At 45.1% G+C, this 22671-nt stretch carries 16 protein-coding genes; 4 read left to right on the top strand and 12 right to left on the bottom strand.

Features of this window, described 5'->3' with window-relative positions:
• Positions 1–4 precede the first annotated feature (4 nt).
• The gene (gltB, locus tag RIF36_RS26865) at positions 5–4519 is read right to left on the bottom strand and encodes a glutamate synthase large subunit (RefSeq protein WP_350129613.1); all 4515 of its coding nucleotides are present in this window, start codon (positions 4517–4519) and stop codon (positions 5–7) included.
• A gap of 544 nt (positions 4520–5063) precedes the next feature.
• Positions 5064–6188, bottom strand: a complete 1125-nt coding sequence (locus RIF36_RS26860; RefSeq protein ID WP_350129610.1) for a PrnB family protein — start codon at positions 6186–6188, stop codon at positions 5064–5066.
• A 386-nt stretch (positions 6189–6574) separates the two neighbouring features.
• On the opposite strand from RIF36_RS26860, the gene RIF36_RS26855 reads away from it, so the two are divergent.
• Complete coding sequence (locus tag RIF36_RS26855) at positions 6575–7006, top strand: hypothetical protein (RefSeq protein ID WP_350129607.1); 432 nt, start codon at positions 6575–6577, stop codon at positions 7004–7006.
• 87 nt (positions 7007–7093) lie between these two features.
• Here the strand turns inward: RIF36_RS26855 and hemB are convergent, their stop codons facing one another.
• Positions 7094–8068 (bottom strand): porphobilinogen synthase, encoded by a 975-nt coding sequence (gene hemB, locus RIF36_RS26850; RefSeq protein ID WP_350129604.1) that lies wholly within the window; start codon positions 8066–8068, stop codon positions 7094–7096.
• 173 nt (positions 8069–8241) lie between these two features.
• Between hemB and RIF36_RS26845 the strand changes: the two genes are divergently transcribed.
• Complete coding sequence (locus tag RIF36_RS26845; RefSeq protein ID WP_350129601.1) at positions 8242–9015, top strand: murein L,D-transpeptidase catalytic domain family protein; 774 nt, start codon at positions 8242–8244, stop codon at positions 9013–9015.
• Here RIF36_RS26845 and RIF36_RS26840 read toward each other — a convergent pair.
• A complete protein-coding gene (locus tag RIF36_RS26840; protein WP_350129598.1) occupies positions 8968–10644 on the bottom strand; it encodes a L,D-transpeptidase family protein in 1677 nt (558 codons plus the stop codon). The genes RIF36_RS26845 and RIF36_RS26840 overlap by 48 nt on opposite strands.
• A gap of 55 nt (positions 10645–10699) precedes the next feature.
• Here RIF36_RS26840 and lgt point away from each other — a divergent pair, with 55 nt between their 5' ends.
• Positions 10700–11503: a prolipoprotein diacylglyceryl transferase gene (lgt, locus tag RIF36_RS26835; RefSeq protein ID WP_350072883.1), complete on the top strand. Its 804-nt coding sequence runs from the start codon at positions 10700–10702 to the stop codon at positions 11501–11503.
• On the opposite strand, the gene RIF36_RS26830 is transcribed toward lgt, so the two are convergent.
• Positions 11487–12383 carry a diacylglycerol/lipid kinase family protein gene (locus RIF36_RS26830; RefSeq protein ID WP_350072885.1) on the bottom strand — a complete coding sequence of 299 codons (897 nt, stop codon included), beginning with the start codon at positions 12381–12383 and terminating at the stop codon, positions 11487–11489. The two genes, lgt and RIF36_RS26830, sit on opposite strands and share 17 nt — an antisense overlap.
• A gap of 6 nt (positions 12384–12389) precedes the next feature.
• A complete protein-coding gene (locus RIF36_RS26825; RefSeq protein WP_350072887.1) occupies positions 12390–14564 on the bottom strand; it encodes a S9 family peptidase in 2175 nt (724 codons plus the stop codon).
• 553 nt (positions 14565–15117) lie between these two features.
• Between RIF36_RS26825 and RIF36_RS26820 the strand changes: the two genes are divergently transcribed.
• Positions 15118–16161 carry a hypothetical protein gene (locus tag RIF36_RS26820; protein WP_350072889.1) on the top strand — a complete coding sequence of 348 codons (1044 nt, stop codon included), beginning with the start codon at positions 15118–15120 and terminating at the stop codon, positions 16159–16161.
• A gap of 87 nt (positions 16162–16248) precedes the next feature.
• On the opposite strand, the gene RIF36_RS26815 is transcribed toward RIF36_RS26820, so the two are convergent.
• The 6 genes from RIF36_RS26815 to RIF36_RS26790 form a co-directional block, all read right to left on the bottom strand.
• Positions 16249–16776: an OmpH/Skp family outer membrane protein gene (locus RIF36_RS26815; RefSeq protein ID WP_151997790.1), complete on the bottom strand. Its 528-nt coding sequence runs from the start codon at positions 16774–16776 to the stop codon at positions 16249–16251.
• Positions 16777–16787: 11 nt separating this feature from the next.
• Positions 16788–17324 (bottom strand): OmpH/Skp family outer membrane protein, encoded by a 537-nt coding sequence (locus RIF36_RS26810; RefSeq protein WP_350072891.1) that lies wholly within the window; start codon positions 17322–17324, stop codon positions 16788–16790.
• Positions 17325–17336: 12 nt separating this feature from the next.
• Positions 17337–20018, bottom strand: a complete 2682-nt coding sequence (locus tag RIF36_RS26805) for a BamA/OMP85 family outer membrane protein (protein WP_350072892.1) — start codon at positions 20016–20018, stop codon at positions 17337–17339.
• 2 nt (positions 20019–20020) lie between these two features.
• On the bottom strand, positions 20021–20758 hold the full coding sequence (gene uppS / locus RIF36_RS26800; protein WP_350072894.1) for an undecaprenyl pyrophosphate synthase: 738 nt from the start codon (positions 20756–20758) through the stop codon (positions 20021–20023).
• 84 nt (positions 20759–20842) lie between these two features.
• Positions 20843–21553 (bottom strand): type IX secretion system protein PorG, encoded by a 711-nt coding sequence (porG, locus tag RIF36_RS26795; protein WP_151997786.1) that lies wholly within the window; start codon positions 21551–21553, stop codon positions 20843–20845.
• A gap of 10 nt (positions 21554–21563) precedes the next feature.
• A complete protein-coding gene (locus RIF36_RS26790; RefSeq protein ID WP_350072896.1) occupies positions 21564–22658 on the bottom strand; it encodes a DUF6089 family protein in 1095 nt (364 codons plus the stop codon).
• Positions 22659–22671 lie beyond the last annotated feature (13 nt).

The raw sequence follows: 22671 nt of genomic DNA, 5'->3' as shown, positions 1-22671 counted from the left end.
GATCTTATACTGCTTGACGGATTCTACGCTTATTGGCATTGGCCAAAACTTCCTTGTACTCTTTTGGCATCACTTTGATAAACTTACCAATATGCCTGTCCCACTCTGACAAAATCATTTCAGCCTTTTTGCTACCCGTAAACTTCACGTGATTCGTCACAAGTGTTTTAATTGTGGAAACGTCCTGATGATCTATTGAATCGAATAGCACCATTTCCATGTTGCACAGCTGCTCAAATTCTTCTCCCGGAGAATAAACATAAGCAATACCTCCACTCATTCCGGCAGCAAAGTTCTTTCCAGTAGGACCGAGTATTACAACTCTACCTCCAGTCATGTACTCACAGCCATGATCGCCCACACCTTCCACAACGGCGTTAGCACCTGAATTTCTGACGGCAAACCGCTCGCCAGCCATACCATTGATATAGGCCTCTCCCGTAATTGCGCCGTAAAGGGCCACGTTGCCTATTATGATCTGCTGGTCGTGCACAAACTTCGTACGCCTGTCGGGGAAGACTATCAGCTGGCTACCAGAAAGGCCCTTACCAAAGTAGTCGTTGGCCTCTCCTTCAAGCACAAACTTAAGCCCAGGAGCGCCAAAAGCGCCAAAGCTCTGGCCAGCTGACCCCCTGAAGTTTATCCTTATTGTTCCTTCCGGAAGCCCCTCTTCGTTGTATTTCTTCGAAATTTCATTCGAAATAAGCGCTCCTACTGACCTGTTGATATTCACTATCTTCAACTTGCCTGAAGAGAACTGACCGGTGTCCAATGAAGGCTGTGCAATTTTTAAAAGCTTCCAATCCAGTGCCTCGTTCAGCTTATGCTTTTGCGCAATTGAGTTGTAAGCGGTCTCTCCCTGAGCTGGCTCGGCATATTTCAATACAGGGCTCAAATCAATTGTAGCAGCCTTCCAACCAGGTAGTTTGTCTTTCACCTGAAGCATATCAGCACGGCCGACCATCTCGTTGATTGTCCTGAAGCCCAGCGAAGCCATTATCTCTCTTAGCTCCTCCGCCATATATGTAAACAAGGCAATCACTTCTTCGGGGTTACCGGTGAAGAGCGCCCTCAAATCCGGGTTCTGGGTCGCTACACCAACAGGGCAGGTGTTCAGATGACACTTTCTCATCATAATACAGCCCATGGTAATCAAAGCGGCCGTAGAAACGCCCCACTCCTCAGCACCCAGCATTGCAGCTATGGCGATATCTCTTCCCGTCCTTAACTGGCCGTCGGTTTGCAGTACCACTCGGGAACGTAGCCTGTTTTTCACGAGCGTTTGATGTGCTTCTGCCAAACCAAGTTCCCATGGCAAGCCGGCATGCCTGATTGAACTTATTGGGGAAGCTCCGGTGCCGCCGTCATAACCAGATATAAGAATGGCGTCAGAAAATGCCTTTGCCACACCAGCTGCAACAGTTCCAACACCTGCCTCCGAAACAAGCTTAACGTTGATCCTCGCTTCCCGGTTGGCATTTTTAAGGTCGTGGATAAGCTGCGCCAAATCTTCAATCGAGTATATATCGTGGTGCGGGGGCGGTGAGATAAGACCAACACCCGGCGTAGAGTTTCTAACACGTCCTATCCAATCATCCACTTTGTGACCCGGTAGCTGCCCACCCTCACCTGGCTTTGCACCCTGAGCTACTTTGATTTGAAGCTCGTCAGCATTGCTGAGGTAGTAAGACGACACACCAAACCTGCCAGACGCTACCTGTTTGATAGCCGATCTCATGTAGTCCCCATTTGGCTTGCGCTCGTAGCGGATTGGGTCTTCACCACCTTCCCCACTATTACTTTTTCCACCAATCCGGTTCATGGCAATGGCTAATGTCGTATGGGCTTCAAAAGAGATAGAACCAAATGACATAGCTCCGGTAGCAAACCTTTTGAAGATTTCCTCCTTTGGCTCCACCTCTTCGATAGGAATAGCCTTACCAGCCTTAAATTCTAGTAAGCTCCTGAGCGTAATGGCCTTCTCTTCTTGTTTATTGATCTTCTCAGCGTACTTTTTATACAAGTCGTACGACTTAAGCTTAGTAGATTTTTGAAGCAAGTGGATTGTGTCGGGGTTAAATAAGTGAACCTCTCCCCGGCGCTTCCACTGGTAGATTCCTCCCTCTGGAAGTCGCTTTGTTTGGTTCGACTCCATGAATGCCAGCTTGTGCTTAGCCAGCGTTTCCCGTGCGATGCCATCGAAACCTAGGCCCTCAATTCTGGAAATAGTGCCGTAGAAGCATTTGTTTACCACAGCACTGGAAAGCCCAAGTATTTCGAAGATTTGAGCTCCCTGGTAAGACTGAAGAGTAGAAATGCCCATTTTCGACATTACCTTCAAAATTCCATCACCTATGGCTTTGATGAACTTGGCGTTTGCCTCCTGAAAGCTCAAGGGTTTATCAAGCTTTTCACTTTTCACCAACTCAGCAATAGTATCAAGCGCCATGTAAGGATAGATAGCACTGGCACCAAAGCCAACAAGAGTCGCAAAATGATGCACTTCCAGGGCGTCGCCGCATTCCACGATCAGACTTGCCTTGGTGCGTATTTTGTTCTTTACAAGGTGATTCTGAACTGCTCCCAGTGCCAGCAATGATGGTATGGCGGCTCTGTTCTTACTTAGGTTTCTATCACTCAGCACAAGGATGTTGGAGCCTTCAGCAATGGCCTTTTCGGCCTCTTTGCAAATTTCGTTGACCCCTTCTTCAAGTCTGCCTGCCTTGCCGTCTGCGTTGAACAAGATATTTATAATCTTGTAGTTATAATGCTTGTGATCCCACTGAAGCAGCTTTTCAAAGTTTGACTTGTCCAGAACGGGCTGCGATATATGTATCTGCCTGCAATGCTCAGGCGTTTCAGCCAAAATATTCTTTGAGGTACCCACCCTGGTGAACAATGACATCACAAGCCGCTCCCTGATGGGATCGATAGGTGGGTTACTTACCTGAGCAAACAACTGCTTAAAGTAGAATGAAAGGTGTTGAGGCTGGTTAGACAAGACGGCAACAGGGGTGTCGGTCCCCATAGAGCCGAGTGGCTCTTTTCCATCTTCGACCATCGGCTTAAGGATGGTTCTCACGTCTTCGTTGGAGTACCCAAACGCCAACTGCCTCGTTTTCAATTGGTCGTCCTCAAACGACGGGTGCAAATCCTTGGGCTCGGGCAGCAGTCTAAGCTTTGTTCTATTGCCTTTAATCCACTCGGAATAGGGCTGCTTGTCAAAAATCTGCTGTTTGATCTCTTCGTCAAACAACACCTTTTTTTGCACCAGGTCAACCATTACCATTTTTCCCGGCTGCAACCTTCCGTTGGAAATAATTTTGGAAGGGTCGACGGGGTAAACTCCAACCTCCGAAGCCAAAATGATCAGGCCATCGCTGGTTACTGTATAGCGAGCTGGCCTTAGGCCGTTTCTATCAAGCGTAGCACCTATTCTCAAACCATCAGTAAAGCATACTGCTGCGGGGCCATCCCAGGGCTCCATCATCGACGCATGAAACTTATAGAATGCCTTTCTGTCCTCATCCATCAGAGGATTGTTTTGCCAGGCTTCAGGAATAAGCATCATCATTGCATGCTGTATGCTTCTGCCAGAGAGCACCAAAAGCTCCACCATCGCATCCAGATTGGCAGAATCTGAATCGGCTGAATCACAAATGGGCAGCAACCACCGCATCTCCTCTTTGGTAAACAACGAAGACTCCATCAGCGCCTGCTTCGACTTCATTTTGTTCACATTCCCTCTTATGGTATTTATTTCACCATTGTGCGCAAGAAAACGAAAGGGCTGTGCCAGCTTCCATTTGGGGAAAGTATTGGTAGAAAACCGGGAGTGAATCATGGCAAAGGCTGACGTCAGCCTTTTGTCTCTCAGGTCTGTATAGTAAAACCGTAATTGGTCTGTACGCAACTGCCCTTTGTAAACCACTTTAAAAGCAGAGCACGAGGCTATATAGAAATCGGGATGTGATTTGGCAATGAAGTGAGTGGCCTGGTTTTTAAAAACGTATAGTTTTCTTTCTAATACCATTGAGTCTTCCAAGGGCTCCTTTGGCACCAGAAGGTAGTGATACATGTCAGGCTCTGTTTGCCGGGCCGACAAACCTATTCTGCTATTGTCGGTGGGTATTTTTCTGCGGAAAACAATATTAAACTCCCTTTCGGTGGCGATTTGCTTTAGTTGACTAACAGTATCTTCTCTTCCCCTTTGGTCTTTTGGAAGAAAGAGTGTAACCACGCCATATTTACCCGGGGCCGGAAGTTTGACTCCTGAAGCCAGCGCCTCTGCTTCAAAAAACTCATAGGGCACCTGAAACTGAATACCAGCCCCATCTCCGGTTTCTGGCTCAGCGCCGGTAGCGCCTCTGTGCTCCATGTTTTCAAGCATGGATATAGCACCAGTAATTATCTCATTCGATTTATGGCCATTGTAATTGGCAAGAAAGCCCATACCACAATTGTCGTGTTCGAGCTCCGGGCAGTACAAGCCCTCACGTTGTTTTTTTATTTCTTCCATACTTAGGATGTCTAAAAACGTTCAAGATGCATTTAGCAAAAAGCAAATGGCGATGCCTTTTTGGAAAAAGGCCAATTATCATCTTGGGGTTAATGCGAAGCCGTTTTTATGAATTTGTCAAAATGAGAGGCGAAGCAACCAATTTTGTTGTGAAATTCACAATTTAATTATCACGGTACTATGAAAATACGGAATTTCTTGAATGATTCGCAACAAATACGAAAAATTATTAAAAATCAGCAAGCTTCACGTTGCGATGAAAAGATGCATTTAAAGCGCTTTTCCTTCTTTTTGAAAAATCGTTAAGAATGAAGCTCTTTTTATGAAAATACTCACAGTGGGTATAATTTTAGTCGTAAAAATTCATAATTGTGTAAATTTTCATTTTTAAGGGTAAAAAAAAGACCTAAAACTTTCTCATTTGCATTTTTTTAGAAAACTTTGGGTCATATTTGAAGCAGAAAAAGAATTCTTCATGATTTTTGTGTAAGGATTTGCCATAAATAAATTAGGGTGTTGTTTAAGCGTGAAAAGGGTGATTAATTTAGTCACCTTTTTTTTTTGTGTCGTCTCTCATCGATTTCAGAAACGATGACAACTCAGTTCCCCCAGTGCCAATTACCCCTTCTTCTGCTTTTGCCTGCGCAATTATATACTCGTGCGCTATTTTGAAATGCTCTGTCCTAAAGTCATGGATTGTCTCTACAGCTTTATCGTAAAAGAACCGGAGTGTCGATTCCGAACTACAATAGTCTTTCAGGGGAGATCCTTGTTTTAGCTTTCTCACAATCGTGGCATGCTGCGGAGGCATGTAATTAAGCATATCTTTCATGTATGCCGAAGACTTAGGCTCCATGTGCTCAATCCCCATTCCTGCGTCCAAAAACTGCAGGACAGCACTTTGAGCAGCACTCCCACCGTGCCAGCTCTCTGTCACTGTTCTCCCTCCAAGGTCATACCTGACATCCTTGAAAGAGCTGAGAAAAGGCCGTATGCTGGAGTAAAAAACTGAAGGGTTACACTTCTCTTTCATCCTCTTCAGCGTCGTGGTCATCATCCTCACTGAGTTCCTGACTACTTTCAGTTGTTGGAGAATATTCTCAGAGTTTCTCGTGGTGGTGTATTCCAGCGCCAGGGCAACGGCAGCAATAGCTTCTGCAGCCTGCGATTCAATCTCCACGGTGACCATATAGAACCACTTCTCATCTTCAGTTCTGGTGAATGTTACCAGAGGCTCAATGTTATCCAATGACACCACCCCCATATTGCCTATTCTTTTCCAATTAGCCAGCACAGCGGATGCATGCGATAACACGGGGGGCCTTCCTAAGCGAGTGGCAATGTATCGCCATGGAACGGAGATGTTTCTCGGGATAAGTGGCGAAGCATCGGCAGATGTATGAACTATGGCGCTTCCCAAAAATGAAAGCACCAGCATGGCCCTTTCCATTTCGCCTTTGCTGCTTATTCTGCCCGGGTCTTTGAATGGTAATTTGCCTGCCTCTTCGGCTACGCTGCCGTTTTCTATCCACTCTGGCAAATGGAGTGCAGCCTGATCCCAGGGAGCAAAATAGGACGAAAGGCTTACTTCAGGAAACGGAGTCAAAAGAAATCCGTAGTCAGGGTCGACGCCATGTTCAACCAAAAAAAATTTCCAGTCTGTTACCATTAGCTTAATTAAAGTTCTATGATGGAAGGTGTAACTTTTCACAAGTTATCGGGTACTATAGATATAGCCAACAATAGCAAGGGGGAATTGTCAACGATTTGTTCAGGTTCGGGCCGGAGGCATTTTAACTTTTTTTAACACAATGCAACCAACTAATCCTGATGCGCATCGTATATACAGCAACCAAGAGGTAGTGCCCAACCGTAAATGATTCTCCAGTACTAATGCTCAAGGCATTTTTTTAAAATGGGGGCTAAAATAAAGTGAAGTATTGACGCAACCTGAACGGAGAATAACCGTCTTTAGTGAAGATTTGTAAGAGGATCTGAATAGCATAATCAATCGGAAACTAATGTGTGACTATTGAACACTTAAATTTTCGTGCTATGAGAAACTCAGTAAAAAGGACACTAGTGGCTGGCGTTATGAGCCTGTCACTAATTGGAATGACAAATTTGGTTTGGGCAGCAGGCCCAAAAGAGAAAAATGAAAGCAGGGCAGTGCAAAAGGCCAGGGAAATGGTTGAGGAGTCGGCCTACCATGATTGGAAAACACTGGCAAAAGCAGCTGAAAGGTGCATTGTGATTGACAAAAACCTGAAGGAAGCTTACGACTGGCTTTCAAAGTCAATAGACCTCAATGAGGCGGTTTACAACCTGACAGTGTTGGGGGACTATTACCTCAAAAATGACTTGCCCGTCAAGGCAATGAACACCTACCTGAAAGCGTTAGGTAAGGGTAGAAGCGAAATAGAAGATTTCGACGGGCGTGAACTAGAAAGTAAAGTATGGGTGGTGAGAAACATCATCTACCCTTAAAGATAACAAGTAGTAGAATCCTCTTACGGGAAAGCGCCGGGTAAATTATCCGGTGCTTTTTTTTGCATTCTATTCACTGCTTCAGGACTATTGCTTTTGAAGCTGGGCAAATTCCCTGGCAAAATAGCTCAGTATGATGCTGGCACCTGCTCTTTTGATACTCAAAAGGGACTCAACCATCGCCTTCTCCCCATCAAGCCACCCATTTTGAGCAGCAGCTTTAATCATGGCGTACTCTCCGCTCACATTATATGCCGCTATGGGCAATGGAAAATTATCTTTCAACAGCCTGATCACGTCGAGGTAAGCCAGTGCAGGCTTTACCATCAATATATCAGCTCCCTCATTATAGTCCAGTTCGGCTTCCACGAGGGCTTCGTTCCGATTAGCCGTATCCATCTGGTAAGTTTTTTTGTCTCCGGCTTTTGGAGCCGAGTCAAGCGCATCTCTGAATGGACCGTAAAAGGCACTTGCATACTTGGCTGTGTAGGCAAGGATAGACGTATTGGTATATCCTGCGTCATCCAGCATTTCTCTGATGTACCCAACACGCCCATCCATCATGTCGGAGGGGCCGATAATGTCAGCTCCGGTGCCAGCCTGAGCAACGGCCATTTTTCCGAGTATCTCGAGGGTTTCGTCGTTTACAATTTGTCCATCTTTTACTAACCCGTCGTGTCCGTCGCTGCTATAAGGATCCATAGCAACGTCAGTCATCAGGCAAGCCTCAGGAAATCTCTTTTTAATCTCGCTCAGCGCCCTGAGGTAAAGCCCTTCACCATTTAGGCTCTCGGTAGCGTACTTATCCTTCTTTGAATCGTCGATGGCTGGAAAAATCGCAAATGTGCGAATACCTAACATCAGGCATTCCTCAATTTCCTTCAAAAGGAGATCCAACGAAAACCGGAAAATCCCAGGCATAGACTTTACCTCCACTCTTTTCCCGGCCCCCTCTACGACAAAAAGCGGAAAGATAAAGTCTTTTGTAGAAAGCCTTGTTTCCTCCACCATTTCCCTAATTACCGCCGATTTCCTGTTTCTTCTTGGTCTTCTTGAAAGCATTGTCCATCAATATTTTTACAAATATAACAGGCCAAAAAGGTAAGTCGGCAGAAACAAGAAAGATATTGGTGCCGCCGTCACTTTGAGTGGAATATTGCGCTTCAAAAATATTCTTACATCAAAGGCCTGTGAACGATTCCGTTATCTACATTTGTTCCGTACTAGCGGCTTTTATGACAAGATTATTCATTGCTCTTTTGTTCATTGTTTCCGGAGTGGCCTTTGCTCAGGAAAAGAGTCTGGAGGATGAGTCAGCGGACTTCTCGCCTGATCGTCAGCTTCTATTGTACTACCAGTCGTTTGCTAAGGAGGAGCCCCTACCGGATTTTGGGCTTTTCAAGCTTGCAGTCACAGGTTATTTCAATCTCAAAGATAGCGATCGTATTGGCCAGGCAGATATTGTCACCATTATTGACTTCCGAAAGCCTTCCAACCAAAAAAGACTTTGGATAGTTGACCTGAAAGCGAGAAGCGTGCTGTATCATACACTTGTTGCACATGGAAGAAATACAGGAAACCTCTACGCAGAGTCATTTTCTAATGTTCCCAATTCCAACACGAGCAGCCTTGGCTTCTACACCACAGCTCAAACTTACATAGGTAAACATGGGCTCTCCCTTCGTTTAGATGGGCAGGAAAAAGGCTTTAATGACAAAGCGAGAGAAAGAGCGATTGTGCTTCACGGCGCTGACTATGTAAGCAAAGACTTTGTAAAAGCACATGGACGACTAGGACGTAGCTTCGGATGCCCTTCAGTTCCAATGGCTGTTCATAAGGAGGTTATCAACACCATCAAAGACGGAACGGCCCTCTTTATATTCTACCCCGACAAAAACTATCTTTCCAAAAGCAAATTGCTTCAACCAACCAATTTGGTTGCCCAGGTTCAAAAATTGACATCAGAGCCTGCTGCCAATGCTGCTGCCCCCCTGGGGAGTTCCCGATAGGCCTTTGGCTATCCTGGCATCACGTTCGTATATATCCACACCAAAGCGAAGGCTGTTACTTTCGCTTACCCACGCCGTGAGATAGAGTATGTGTACATCAAGTGGTTTCGGCAAGGTGATGGTAGTTTCCACCCTCGTTTGCACGATTTTTCCAATCTCCTCTCTGGTATACTTAGTGCCTGCTAAAAGGTAGGCAGCCATGTTCAATGGGTTTTTTAACCTGATACACCCGGAGCTGAACGCTCTTTCACTTTTGTTGAACATCTCCCGACTCGGGGTGTCATGTATGTAAACACTGTAGGGGTTTGGAAACATAAACTTCACATCTCCCAAAGCATTTGAGGGGCCCGGTGGCTGGCGTAGCATATAGGGAAAGTTGGTTGAAGAAACATTTGGCCAGTCTACATCTGCCAACGGCACTTCAGTTCCATCACTTCTCAGCACCTTTAAACCTTTTCTTGTGATTACAGATGGATCCTTTCTGGCCTCCGGAAGAATATCGGATTTAAGAATAGTTGGGGGCACAGTCCAGGTTGGATTAAGCACCAAATAGGTCATTTTACTGCTAAACACGGGGGTCTTCCTATAGGTTTTACCAATGATCACTTCCGAGTCATACGTCCTGGAGGCCTTGTCGAATATTTCAAGCTCAAAGCTTCCAAGGTTGACGAGTATGTAGCGTTCGCCAAGATCTTCGGGCAACCATCTGAGTCGCTCCATGTTGATCTTTATGTCCTGGATACGTTTCTCGGCAGGCACATTAAGTAAATCCACGGTTTTTACCCCAGCCACACCATCTGCCCCCAACCCATTTCGGCGTTGAAATATCTTTAAGGCTGCTTCCAGATCGTCATCGAAAAAAGGCGACATGTTGCCATCTTTAATTTCTACGTTCGATCCCATGTACAGTCGTCTCTTGATGGCCACTACTCGCTCACTACTATCTCCCTTTTGAAGCTTATCACCAGCAGGCACGTTTGGAAAGCCTCCCTTTGACACCACCTCACGGTAGTAGTCGAGAAAAGACTTGAGTATCGTGTACTCCGGCAGGCTGGGAGCCAGCACTTGGGTGTACTCTCTTAGCTTGCCCGACTCCACCGCCTCGGTTAAATAACCGGCAAAGTCGAAGCTATCGGTTTTTCGTTTTGCTTTCCACTCGGGGTCGGCAGTCTCAGGGTTCAACTTTCCATAGTAAAGGTGAGAGGCGTACAAAAAGAAGGCGTCGGAAAGCAAAAGCTCTAATTTAATAAGCTCAAAACGACCGACCGAATCATGCCGAATGGAGTGATTAAGCGACTTCAATATATGAGCATAGTGATAGTCGTCAGGTGCTAGTCCTTCTTCCTCCGCATCGCCGATGATGCTCAGCATCTCCTTTGCTTTTTGGTATTTGTCCCTGGTTGTTATCCAAAGTGGCTGAAAGTCTCTGCTTACATAAAACTCAGGCAAAGTGTTGATGCAAAAAACTGGCTCTTCGCCAAGCCTCATTTGCCCATATGCCTGGGCTGTTTCCAATCGCAAGCGGATGGCTTCAGCCAACTCATCATTGCTAAAATCGTGAGCTGATACCTTGGGCACAAAAAAGAGAAAGCTAAGGAAAACAAAAAAGAAAGCGTTGCGAACGATCATTTTGATAGATTTGTAAAACGAGGGCCTCTTTAATATACGAAAATAAACGCAATAAATGCATCCAGAATTCATTTCATTCGAGCTTTTTGGGAAGCCCGTCACCATCCATTTTTACGGTTTATTGATCGCTCTTGGAGCAACATTGGGCTATTTTTACGCAGCAAAAACCGCCAAACGGGAACTGGGGATCGAGTCAGATGTCATCCAAGGACTCGCAAGATGGGTAATTATTGCCGCCTTTGTTGGGGGGAAATTGTTCTATTATTTCGAGTCACCTGCCTACTATTTTGGCGAACCGGCCAATATGTTAAAAAACTTTCGAACAGGTTTCGTTTTTTACGGTTCCCTCATTTTTGCCATTCCGACCGTCATTTGGTATTTCAGAAAGCACAAACTACCGTTTTGGCCCATGATGGATTTGGTAGCTGTTACGGGCTGCATCGTTCACGTTTGTGGTAGAATGGGCTGTTTTTTTGCTGGCTGCTGCTACGGCAAGCCAACTGACATGCCGTGGGGTATTAGCTTTTCCGACACCCTTTCACAAGCCAAACCACTAAACACTCCGCTGCACCCGACACAGCTTTATGAGATCTTTCTCATTCTTTCTATTTTGGTAGTGCTGCTAATGTTCAAACGGCACAAACGGTTTGAGGGGCAGTTGTTTTTTCTGTACATCATGATGTACGCTGTTGGCAGGTCGGTTACAGAAATATTCAGGGGTGATATCCGAAGGGGGTTCATTATTGAAAATGTACTTTCACATTCTCAGCTTATCTCTCTTGTTCTGATTTCTCTGGTAGGTATTTTCTACTACCGGTTCTCCAAAAAACAAAAGCCTATCGTCAAGCGGAAGCCCTGACTCTCACTTTTAATGCCTTCTTATGAATGTTGATTTCAAAAGGTGGGTGGCCCAAAAGCTCCCCGTCGATATGCATCCATTGCTTTTTGTCAGCCTCTATGCTTACGTGACTGGCCTTAAAGAAACTTACTTCTTCAAGCTTGCCGTGCCTTCCGGCTCCAAGCTTACTCAGGCTCAGGAACCTGTTCCAGGGGAGAATTCTTTCAATAAGGCACACATCCAGCAAGCCATCATCCACTTTGGCATCTGGCGTTAGCACAAAGCCGCCGCCAAAAGTGGTTCCATTGGCCACCGTGAGCAAAAGAACTTTTTTGGTGTATTTCTTACCATCGATGCTGAATGATAGCTGCTTCTCCTGGTATGAGCTTAAGATTCTGAGCACCCTGTACAAGTAGGCCCCGTAGCCCCAGAGGAGTAACGGCCTTTTCTTTTGCTTCATATCAGCTACAATCTGACCATCGAACCCTATTCCAACCCCGTTGTGAAACAGCCGATCATTGCAAACGCCCAAATCGATGGTTTTCTCTACCCCATGAAGAAGGGTATCCAACTGCTGGATGAGATTGCTCCCAACATTTACCGACTTAATAAAGTCGTTGCCTGTGCCGGTAGAAATTACATTTACAACGACCTTCCTATTCTCGCCAATGCCGTTTATCGCATCGTTGAGCGTTCCGTCTCCGCCGATAACCAAAAGGTCAGTAAAGCTTTCGTCCAATCTCTTCTTCACGATTGCCCTTGCATTCTGGCCTTTCTTAGTAAAGAAAGATTCGTACACCAGGTCGTTCGTTCGCAGGAATTTCTCTACCTCTCCAACTATTTTGGCACCTTTGCCATACCCGGCGGCCGGGTTTACCATTAACAGAAGTTTTCTGGGCATAGTCGGCTATAGGTTGTCAGTAATGAAATTAGTCATCATATTGTACAAATGATACCGGTACTTACCACCAGAAATACCATGCGTTTTATCGGGGTAGTAAAACGACTCAAACTGCTTTCCCTCTCTGATAAGTGCATCTTGCAGAGCCACCGAGTTTTGAAAGTGAACATTGTCATCACCCGTTCCGTGTATAAGCAAGAAATTGCCCTTTAGCTTATCGGCATGAGTAATGGGGGAGTTGTCATCATATCCACCGGCGTTGTCCTGCGGACGCATGAGGTAGCGTTCAGTATAAATGGTGTCATAAAATCGCCATGTGGTCACAGGTGCCACCGCAATGGCCGCCTTGAAGAGATCGGCTCCTTTGAACAACACCAGTGAGCTCATGTATCCTCCGTAGCTCCAACCCCATATGCCGATGCGGGAGGTATCAATAAATGGGAGCGTTCCGAAATACCGGGCCGCTTCTATGTGATCCTCCGTTTCATACTTCCCAAGTTGCTTATAGGTCATTTTCTTAAACCCTTCCCCACGCCCTCCTGTTCCCCGGGTGTCTATCACTGCAACAATGTAGCCCCTTTGGGTCAGCATTTGGTGCCAAAAAAAATGCCCTCCACCCCAGGCGTTGGTGGCGTTTTGTGACCCTGGCCCACTGTATTGATATAGCAATACTGGATATTTTTTGTCAGAGTCAAAATCAGTCGGCTTCAGAAAATAGCCATTCAGGTTACTTCCCTGCGAAGTTGTAAAACTGAAGAACTCCTTGTCTACAAATCCATGGTCTTGAATGGCTTTCGCCAGTGCGGCATTGTCCTTCAATACTTTTACTAATTTGTTGCCTTTGCTTTGATGTAAAGTAACTTTCTGTGGCTGCGTGGCACTGGTAAAGTAATTTATATAAAACCTGGTGTCGGTACTCATCACTACCCTGTTCCACCCTTTATCAAGACTCAATTTCGCCTTGTTCTTCCCCTTTATATCTATTCTGTAAAAGGCTCTTTCCATCGGCGAATCTTCAGTAGAAGTATAGAACAACACGGGTGTTTTGGTGCTTTGGTCAACGCCCACAAGCGACACCGCCTCCCATGAGCCATTGGTAATCTGACGGATCAACTCGCCACTCAGGCTATACAGATAAAAGTGCTTGAAGCCACTTTTTTCGGAGGAAAACAAAAATGTTTTGTCATCCACCAGGTAGGTAAGGTCGTCACAAAACGTGAAGTCAATGTAAGTCTCCGACTTATCGGTGAGTATGATTGCTGATTTCCCCGTGGAGGCGTCAGTGTGCAAAATATCTAATTGGTTTTGAAGACGGTTCAGTCGCTGAATCGAAAGGGTTTTTGCATCCTTCAGCCACTTGATTCTGGGGATATAAATATCTGTTTCGCTACCAATGTCGGCTTTAACGTTTCGGTTGGCTCCCACCTCGTAAATAAAAATACTTACCTCCGAGTTTGATTCACCGGCTTTCGGGTACTTGTATCTATAGTCCTCCGGATAAAGCTGGCCCTCATGCCACACTTGCATGTTGTACTCCTTCACCAGCGACTCATCGAACTTGTAGTAGGCTATCCGCTGTCCGTCGGGTGACCATTCAAAGGCTTTGGTGAGGTACAACTCCTCCTCGTACACCCAGTCGGTACTACCGTTGATGATGGCGTTCCGTTCGCCATCGGTGGTTATCTGGACTTCCCGGTCTGAAGTAATGTCTTTCCAAAACAGATTGTTGTCACGGGTAAAGGCAACTTTGGTTCCGTCGGGTGAAAAGGTGCCGTATGCCTGGCGCCCCTCAGAAAGTTTCGAAATTGCCTTCGTAGCGATGTCATACACGTAAAACACCGCCGTGTAGGATCTCCTGAATACTGACTGCCTATCAGTTAACAATAATAGTTTAGTCTCGTCGTCGCTAAACGTATAGTCGTCTATTTTTAGCGAAGGGGAAAGCGCACTTCCATCAACTATCTCCTCAACTGCCACACCGGTAGTCACATCAAATTTTACAACCTTATTGTCCTCGAGTGCAGAGTAAAACTGCCCGTCTTTCATCCAGTTCACACTGTTCACCGACTCCACGTTGAAAGTGTTCTTCAAAGTAAAATCTTCGATAGATATCTGGCTTTGCGAAAGAAGAGAAGTATTCAGGCTAATTAGAAATAAGAGCGTTGCGACTAACTTATGCATTTTTTCATGTGTATATAATTTGTTTCTCAGCGGCCACATGGAATAGCTTTTACCAATGGGAATGAATATTTAGATTTTCGATCCACTTATTCATTTCCGTTGGGTATGGTATTCCTTATGGCTATTTCATCTTTGAACTTCGAAAATAACCATTTCCAGAAGTATTTCTAAACATATAGGAAATCCGCTCCTATATGTATAATTAACTCTGCTGTTTCCTTCCTTAAATTTCTCAATTCCCATACTCAATACGTTCCATAAATAGTTATCTTTATTATCAATTATAAAATGTCAATATTTTCAACTATGCTAAAAGTAAAAACCAGGCAGGAATTGGCCAATGAGCTTGGCGTGAGTTATCATACCCTCAGAAGAAGAATCAAAGATCATAGTCTAAACATTTCTCCCAGAAAATACCTGAGTCCCAAAGAACAAAAGTTAATAATTGAGATTTTTCACGCATAATAGAGCAATGTAGATCAAGATTAAATTGAGCCTTGCAATGACTAATACAAAGATTTACTCTTAGTTATTCATTTAACTAAATAATGCCATGAAAAAAATCTTAAGTATTACCGCTTTTCTAGCACTCATGCTAGCTTTTTCTTGCTCTCAGGATGATGTTTCCAACCCTGAACCTGCCGCCGCTATACCATCCAAGGTCAGTGTGACGGACGGGAGGCTAGTATTTCCTAGCGTCACAATATTCAATAGTACACGAAAGGCACTATCAGACGCTACTAACGACGACCTCGACAATTGGGAAAGTGGGTTCTATGAATTCAAGTCTCAGAGATCTATTCTAAACGAAATATTAAAAAAAGATGAAAAACACAAGGAAGCCATCGATAACCTCCCTATGGAGGATGCTCTTAAGTTAAAAGAAACTGTTGGAGATGACTTTTACTTTGACGAAAGCGTTCTTTCAAACAAGAATCTTCTTGACTTCGACGAAGATGGAATTTACTCGCTAAAAATAGAGGGCTACGACCAGGGAATTGAAAGGTTTGTTAATAAAAAAGGGCTATTGCAGATAGGCGACTCCATTTACTCCTACTCCAAAGGCTTTATTAGAATTATTATGAATGGGGATGTTAGTAAGTTGAAAACACTTGATAAATACGAAAATTCAAGTGTCGAAGACCAAATAACTGTGCTTACTGTTCGCCGAGAGGTTATCAGTTTACCCTCTCAAAATGGCAAGATTCTCTTTAACGGCACAACAGATTGCACTGGATACACTAGTGGAGGTGGACAGCGGGTCAAAGGACGAGCCGCCGCTGTCTATACAACAGGATCAGGGGTGTACGGAATCTACATGTATCTGCATGCCTGGAACGAGTACCATGGGGTATTTGGCTGGCGGCTTAAAGATACTTCTCAATTGAATATTAGTGGAATTATCGATTATTATGTAACTACATATCCCGTTAATACAGTTTCCGACCAGTTATCGATTTATGCCACTACGAATGGACAAACTGTTTCCTCTATTCGATATGACATCTACGATACTGTCAGTTCGTCGCCGATCGGCTATGGCCTGTCAGGTAATCTAACCTACACAGGCAGGCATGGATCCAGCTGCTCTCTCTAACCAGTTTAAGCGAGCGTCAATCAAAATAACACAAAAGGCCATAGAGGGAATACCTCTATGGCCTTTTTTGCATTGTAAGTAAATCTGCTAGTTTCCTCCAGTTGGAGCAGCCTTTGGAGTAATCCCCATTTTCTGCAACACGATGTTAGAAATCTCGTCACTGTCCTTGGCAAAAAGCAACGCTTCTGATCTGAATACGTGAGTGAAGCCATTTTCTTTGGCTACATCGTCAATCGCTTTCTGAATTTTGTCGTAAGCCGGCTGAAGCAACTGAAGCTCCTTGTCCTGCATAGACTGCTGCGCATCACGCTGAAATTTTTCGATAGAGGCCTGAAGGTTCTGAAGCTCCTCCTGCTTGTCAGCCCTTTCGATGTCGGTCATCGTCTGGTAGCCGCTTTGGAACGCCTGGCCTTTGGTTTGGAACTCCTGAATTTTTGCCTGAAGGCGGTTTTGCAATTGAGTTTCATATGCCTTGAGATCGGCCTCGATTTGCTTCGATTCGGGCATTTGGGTGAGTATATAGTCTACATTGGTGTACCCAACTTTCAGTTCCTGTGCTGTGACTGAAACAGCGAAAAGTACAAATACACCAAACAGCAAGCTTCTAAGTTTCATGACTTTACGTTTTAATTTTTAATTACATCGTTTTCGTTGGCCAGGCCAAGCTCTTCAAGTACATAGTCAGTATAATCATGAATCGGATCTGTGTAGATCATGACCAACTCACCGGATTTATCAAAAACAATGGCGAGGCGATTGTTCTTTGCCATTTTTTCCACTGCCTCCCATATTTTATCCTGAACAGGCTTTATCAGCTCTTTCTTCTTTAAGAAAAAAAGACCTTCAAAGCCAAACACTTTCTTCTGATACTCCTTCACTTCCTGCATCTTCCGGTCGATCTCCGTCCGTCTGTCCTTCTTCATCTCCTCAGTAAGAAGCACCTCTTCTGCATGGAAAGCAATCTGCATCTGCTCCACTTCCTGGAACATTTTCTTTATTTCTTCTTCCCAGGACAGCGACAACTTGTCGATTTCTCCCTGGGCTTCCCTGTAATCCGGCATTTGCTCCAGGATATACCCGGTGTCAACATAACCGAATTTTTGGGCAAAGGTAGTATTTATCCCTAAACTTAAAATAAATACCGTAAAGACTGTCCTTTTCATAGCCACATGAGGTTAGCGTATTTGCTGCCCTATGGAGAAGTGGAACTGTCCACCACTTCTGGAGGTTTGGCCTGGTATGGTGTCAAAGCCATAACCATAGTCAACACCCAGAAGTCCAAAAGCGGGCATGAATACTCTAACGCCTGCTCCTACTGATTTATATAAGTTATAAGGATTATAATCCTTCAAAACGTTCCAGTTGTTGCCGCCTTCAGCGAAGGTAAGCAGGTAAATGGTGGCAGTTGGGCTCAGGGACACTGGGTACCTCAACTCGAACACAAACTTGTTATATATCACACCACCCGTAATATTGTTTACCTCGTCGTAGGTCCGCAGGGAGTTATCTGTATACCCTCTCAAACCAATAATGTCGGTGGCGAGAATAAAGTTTTGTCCTGCCAAACCACTACCTCCCAAAGAGAACCTTTCAAAAGGCGTGCCAGGACTGTCTTTGTCGTAAGACCCGATAACACCAAAGTGCACACGGTTCACCAAAACAAGGTTACCCACCAACTTGAGATAGTACCACGAATCGAACATCCACTTGTGGTATTCCACCCATTTGTACTTTTCGTTAGGGGGTAAGTCCGAGATCCCCTGACCTCTGATAGCAGAATAAGGGGGCGTAAACGATGCCGTCAACGAGATATTAGAGCCTGACCTAGGGTACATTGGCTGATCTACACTGTTTCTGGCAATCGTAGTATTGAATGTTAAGCTATTGGCAACACCGTCGGTAAAGCCTAGCGACTGGGTGCTCGAGAAATTAGCCCCGTAATTGTTCAAATCATACTTCAAATAAGAAAGGCTATTGCTTACCGTGAAGTAATCATCAGGCCACGTAACACGGCGACCTAAGCTTGCGGTAATGCCTTGTACTCCAAGAGTTCCCAGCGGCTTGCCAACAGTTGTGTAAAGGTATTGCCGCTGAATAGAGTAGCTGTACGAAAGTCCAAAGGAATTCGGCTTGCGACCTCCCAGCCATGGCTCAGAGAACGAAACTGAATAGGTCTGGAATCTTTTTCCGTTGGCCTGGAATCTAACGGAGAGCTTTTGACCATCACCCACAGGAAGCGGGCTCCATGTTTTTGGGTAAGGTATCTTCCTTAGAGAGAAGTTGTTGAACGTGACACCGAGTGTGCCCACAAAGCCGATAGGCCCACCCCAACCACCAGAAAGCTCTATCTGGTCACTTGGGCGTTCTTCCACCTGCCATTCGATGTCGGCGGTTTCCTTGGCTATGTTAGGAAGCACATTGGGTGTTACTGTCTCCGGGTTAAAGTAACCTAGCTGTGCAAGCTCCCTTTGCGTACGGATCACGTCGTTACGGCTGAATTTCTGGCCAGGAAGCGTTCTCAGCTCACGAAGAATTACGTGGTCGTTCGTCCGGTCATTACCGGTCACATATATCTTGTCAAGCGTCGCCTGAGAGCCTTCGGAAAGGCGCATTTCTATGTCGATACTGTCACCGTTTATTCTAACTTCTACCGCTTGGGGGTTAAAGAAAAGGTAGCCATTGTCCATATACAGGGAGCTAATATCCGGCCCCTGTGGGTTGAAGGTAAGCTTCTTCTGAATGAGCTCCATGTCATACACGTCACCCTTCTTTATGCCGAGCACCTTATCCAGCGTTTCACTGTCATATACGTAGTTGCCTGACCAGGTGATGTCCCCAAAGTAGTATTTCTGACCTGGGTCTACCGTAATGTAGACATCAAGCCCTTTGTCGCTCTTTACGGTTGAGTCGGCTACAATTTCCGCATCCCTGTATCCCTGAGAATTAAAATAAGTGATAAGGCTCTTTTTGTCCTCCTCGTATTTTGGCTGAAGAAACTTCTTGGTTTTGAAAAAATTGATTTTAACGTTGTCGTGCAAGTAGCTTCTAAACTCTCTCCACCCGAAGGGCTTAGTCGACGTAACAAATTCTTTTACTTCCTTAGGCTGGAAGATTCTAAGAGAACGACCAACCAAGTCCTCTATAAGCGTGAACCTAAGCCGCTCTCCCGTGTTTTTCATTTTTGACTTCAGCTTGGAGTCAAGAAAAACATCATTGCCAGTAAATTTGATGTCGTTTACCTTGACCTTGTACTTTTTGTCAACTACTATCTTCAGCATGACGCTGTTGGAGAGCAGCGTGTCTTTTTGTTGCACAACCTTTACGTCGGCATTCAAATACCCTTTTCCCTGAAAATACTTTTGAATCGTCAGTTCGGTGTTCTTGATGACGGCGTCGGTTACAACCCTTCCTTTTATGAGTTTAATATCGTCTTCGATATCGCTTTTCTGCGTTTTGTTTAGACCCTCGAAAGTGAACTTGGTCAGTCGTGGTCTTTCCTTCAACTCAATCGTCAAAAAGATTTGGTTGCCCTCTATTTTGCTTACAAAAAGAGAGACGTCTCCCAAAATCCCCTGGTTCCAAAGCTTTTTGATGGCACCGGAGGTAGCGTCACCAGGCACCTTAATCGTTGACCCAACACTCAGGCCCGAAATTGAGATGATGGCATTCTTGTCCAGGTATTCTGAACCTGTCACATCTATTCCTCCAATCTCATACTCCTTTGGGTTGGAGTAGTCAAGCTGAAGACCAGAGCCAGACGTGGCTGGCGTGCTCCGAAGTCCCGGGCGGATTTGTGCGTCCACACTTTGGACAATGCACAACAGGGAGGCCGCAAATACAATTACAATTTTCTTCATTCTCAGGAATTCACTTGTTCACTGATTTTTCCAAATCTTCTTTCTCTTCTTTGGTACCCAACTATAGCCTCATAAAGATGCTCTCTTCTGAAGTCGGGCCAAAGCACTTCTGTAATAAACAACTCGGTGTAAGCAACTTGCCAAAGTAAAAAATTACTTATGCGCATTTCCCCACTAGTCCTGATTAACAATTCCGGGTCAGGAATGCCCTTAGTGTCAAGGTAAGCGCCCAGCAGCCCCTCCGTAATGTCTTCTGTGCTTCTGTGCCCGTCCACGATATCCTGGGCTACTTTTTTGACAGCTTCCGTAATTTCCCACCTACCGCTGTAATTTAAGGCCAGTATCAGCGTCAATCCATCATTGAACTGGGTCGCCTTCTTGGCATAGTCCAGGTTGTCCTGGGCATCCTTGGGCAGGCTCAGAATGTTGCCTATCGACTTAAGCCTTATATTATTTTTCTGTAGTGTTGGCAACTCCTTTTTTATGGTGGATACCAACAATGACATTAATCCATTTACTTCCTCAATAGGCCTGGCCCAATTCTCCGTTGAAAATGCATACAAAGTTAAATAATCGACGCCCAGCTCTGCACTTCCTTCTGCCGCATCTCTCACTGCCTGTATGGCATTCTGATGTCCGAATATCCTTGCAGCGCCTCTTTTCTTAGCCCATCTGCCGTTGCCATCCATAATGATGGCAATGTGGCGGGGAATAGCGTCTGAATTAATCAATTCTTTCATGCCCTAAGGGTCTCTCAGTGTCTAGCAAACCGCAAAGTTGCTAATTTTTAGCTAAATAAATAAGGAGAAATCTAAATAGGAGAGTCAATTATACTCATAACGGTTGGGAACATACCTGAAAGGGCATGGAATTTCGTACAAAATATAGGTAATCGAGAACCCAGCGAAGTAATACCAATCTTTGCTTTCCGGGTTACCGTACTGGTAGTTTTTCAATGTGATATCACCATCGGACACGCTGTCCAAATAGTCGAAAAAGGTCTTTCTCAAACCAAATTCTAATCCTACTGCATATCTTTTTCCTACCAGCTGCTTAATGCCTACCCCAAATGGAATAACTGGTTGCAGCTTATTAAAGTCTGCTCTTGCCTCATCGTAGCCGAAGGTTCTGAAAATGCCAAAACCCGCAAAAAAGTAGGGAGAAAAGTAAACGTTGGTGTGTGGGTGCTTATAGTCCAGAAAATAGTACTCAAACACAGATGAACCCTCAATTAACGTGATATCGAATGAGTAGTCTCTATTGGTGCCTAGTATATCAACTGCCCGTTGATCGTCTCCTTTTATCTTCCCTGCCGTCAGCCCAAGCCTTACACTAACGACGTTGTTAACATTCATCCTGTAAAATGCGTTGAGCCCGGGAGTCCAGCCTTTCAATCGCAGCTTTGGGCTTAGATCTCCGGTATAAGTAAGCATTCCCAATCCCCCACCGTACTCTGTATATTGAGCAAGGGCCTTGCCGCTAAAAAAAATCACCAGCAGACTGGTGATTAATGATATGTAAACTCTTTTTTTCAACTTCCCAATATTATCTGAATTTAGCACTCCGGCGAACTTTGCCGAACACGTACATTAAACGTATCTGGGTGACAATATATTGGTCGTTGTTACTGGGATTTCCTCTTATGTCGTCTTCGAAGCCCCAGCCAGCTATTGTTGGATAAGGCTGACCATCAATTTGAGAAACCTTAGTACTCGTTCCACCATAGGCTTCGGTGATCAAAGTCAGCTGTCGGGGTTGCCCCGAAGCCGAAGTGGCTTCACGAGATCTGTCGGCCATGGTGCGGGCAAGCTCATTCGTGCCAAAAGCTCCCGGATCCACATACCTTCCACTCAAGTCGTCAATATAATCGAAGAAAAGAAGGCGATACCCTATTTCGAAAGCAGCGTCGAAAGGGCCAGGCAGCCTAAATCTTGATCCTATACCAAACGGAATAGCATAAGAAAGCGACTTGTAGGGCTCAATATCATACTGATCGCTGTTTTGACCTTCAGTACCCAAATCTTTTAGAGAAACCCATTTCCCTGCTTCGGCTAGTGGAGTGCCATCATTGCCAAGCTCCGGGGCAAGTCCTTTGGGGTTATGAAGAAAAGCTGCCCCCCCAGCAAATACGTAGGGAGCGAATGGTAGCCTTGACCCTGCACCACCTTCGTTTGGAAATATGTCCATTTCGAGAATTACTGACAGTTCCTTGACATCGTTTCTGAAGGAAAGATTTCTCGTGTATCGTGGAAGACTTTCGATTAGCGCAGGATCAGCCGAGTCAAAATCATCAGATTTCAATCTTACCCAGTTGAAACTAGACCGCACACTGGCCATTTTATGGGCCCTGTAAGTGTGCGTAATACCAAAACCAGGTCTGGTGAAAGAGATATCTGTACTGACAGCCCGGGAAAGTGGAGCTATATCGCCAAAGTAGTTTGATGCATTCAAATTCACGCCAAGTGAGTGATAGCTCTTGAACCGGGAAACGCCGCCACTAATCCGGCCACCTCTGTAGGAAGACATAGCTTTGTTTCTTTGCAATTTGGCTTTGCTTCTTCTTTTGTACTGACCAAACGCATCTTCACTTGCAAGCAGTGCAGGAACCAAAATGATAAGTATGAGAATAAACTTCTTCATTGAAGAGTTCTAT

Source organism: Imperialibacter sp. (assembly GCF_040222815.1).
In the GTDB taxonomy this organism is placed as follows: domain Bacteria; phylum Bacteroidota; class Bacteroidia; order Cytophagales; family Cyclobacteriaceae; genus Imperialibacter.
Note: the sequence above shows the minus strand (reverse complement) of the source record. Positions and strands in the feature narration are given on the sequence as shown.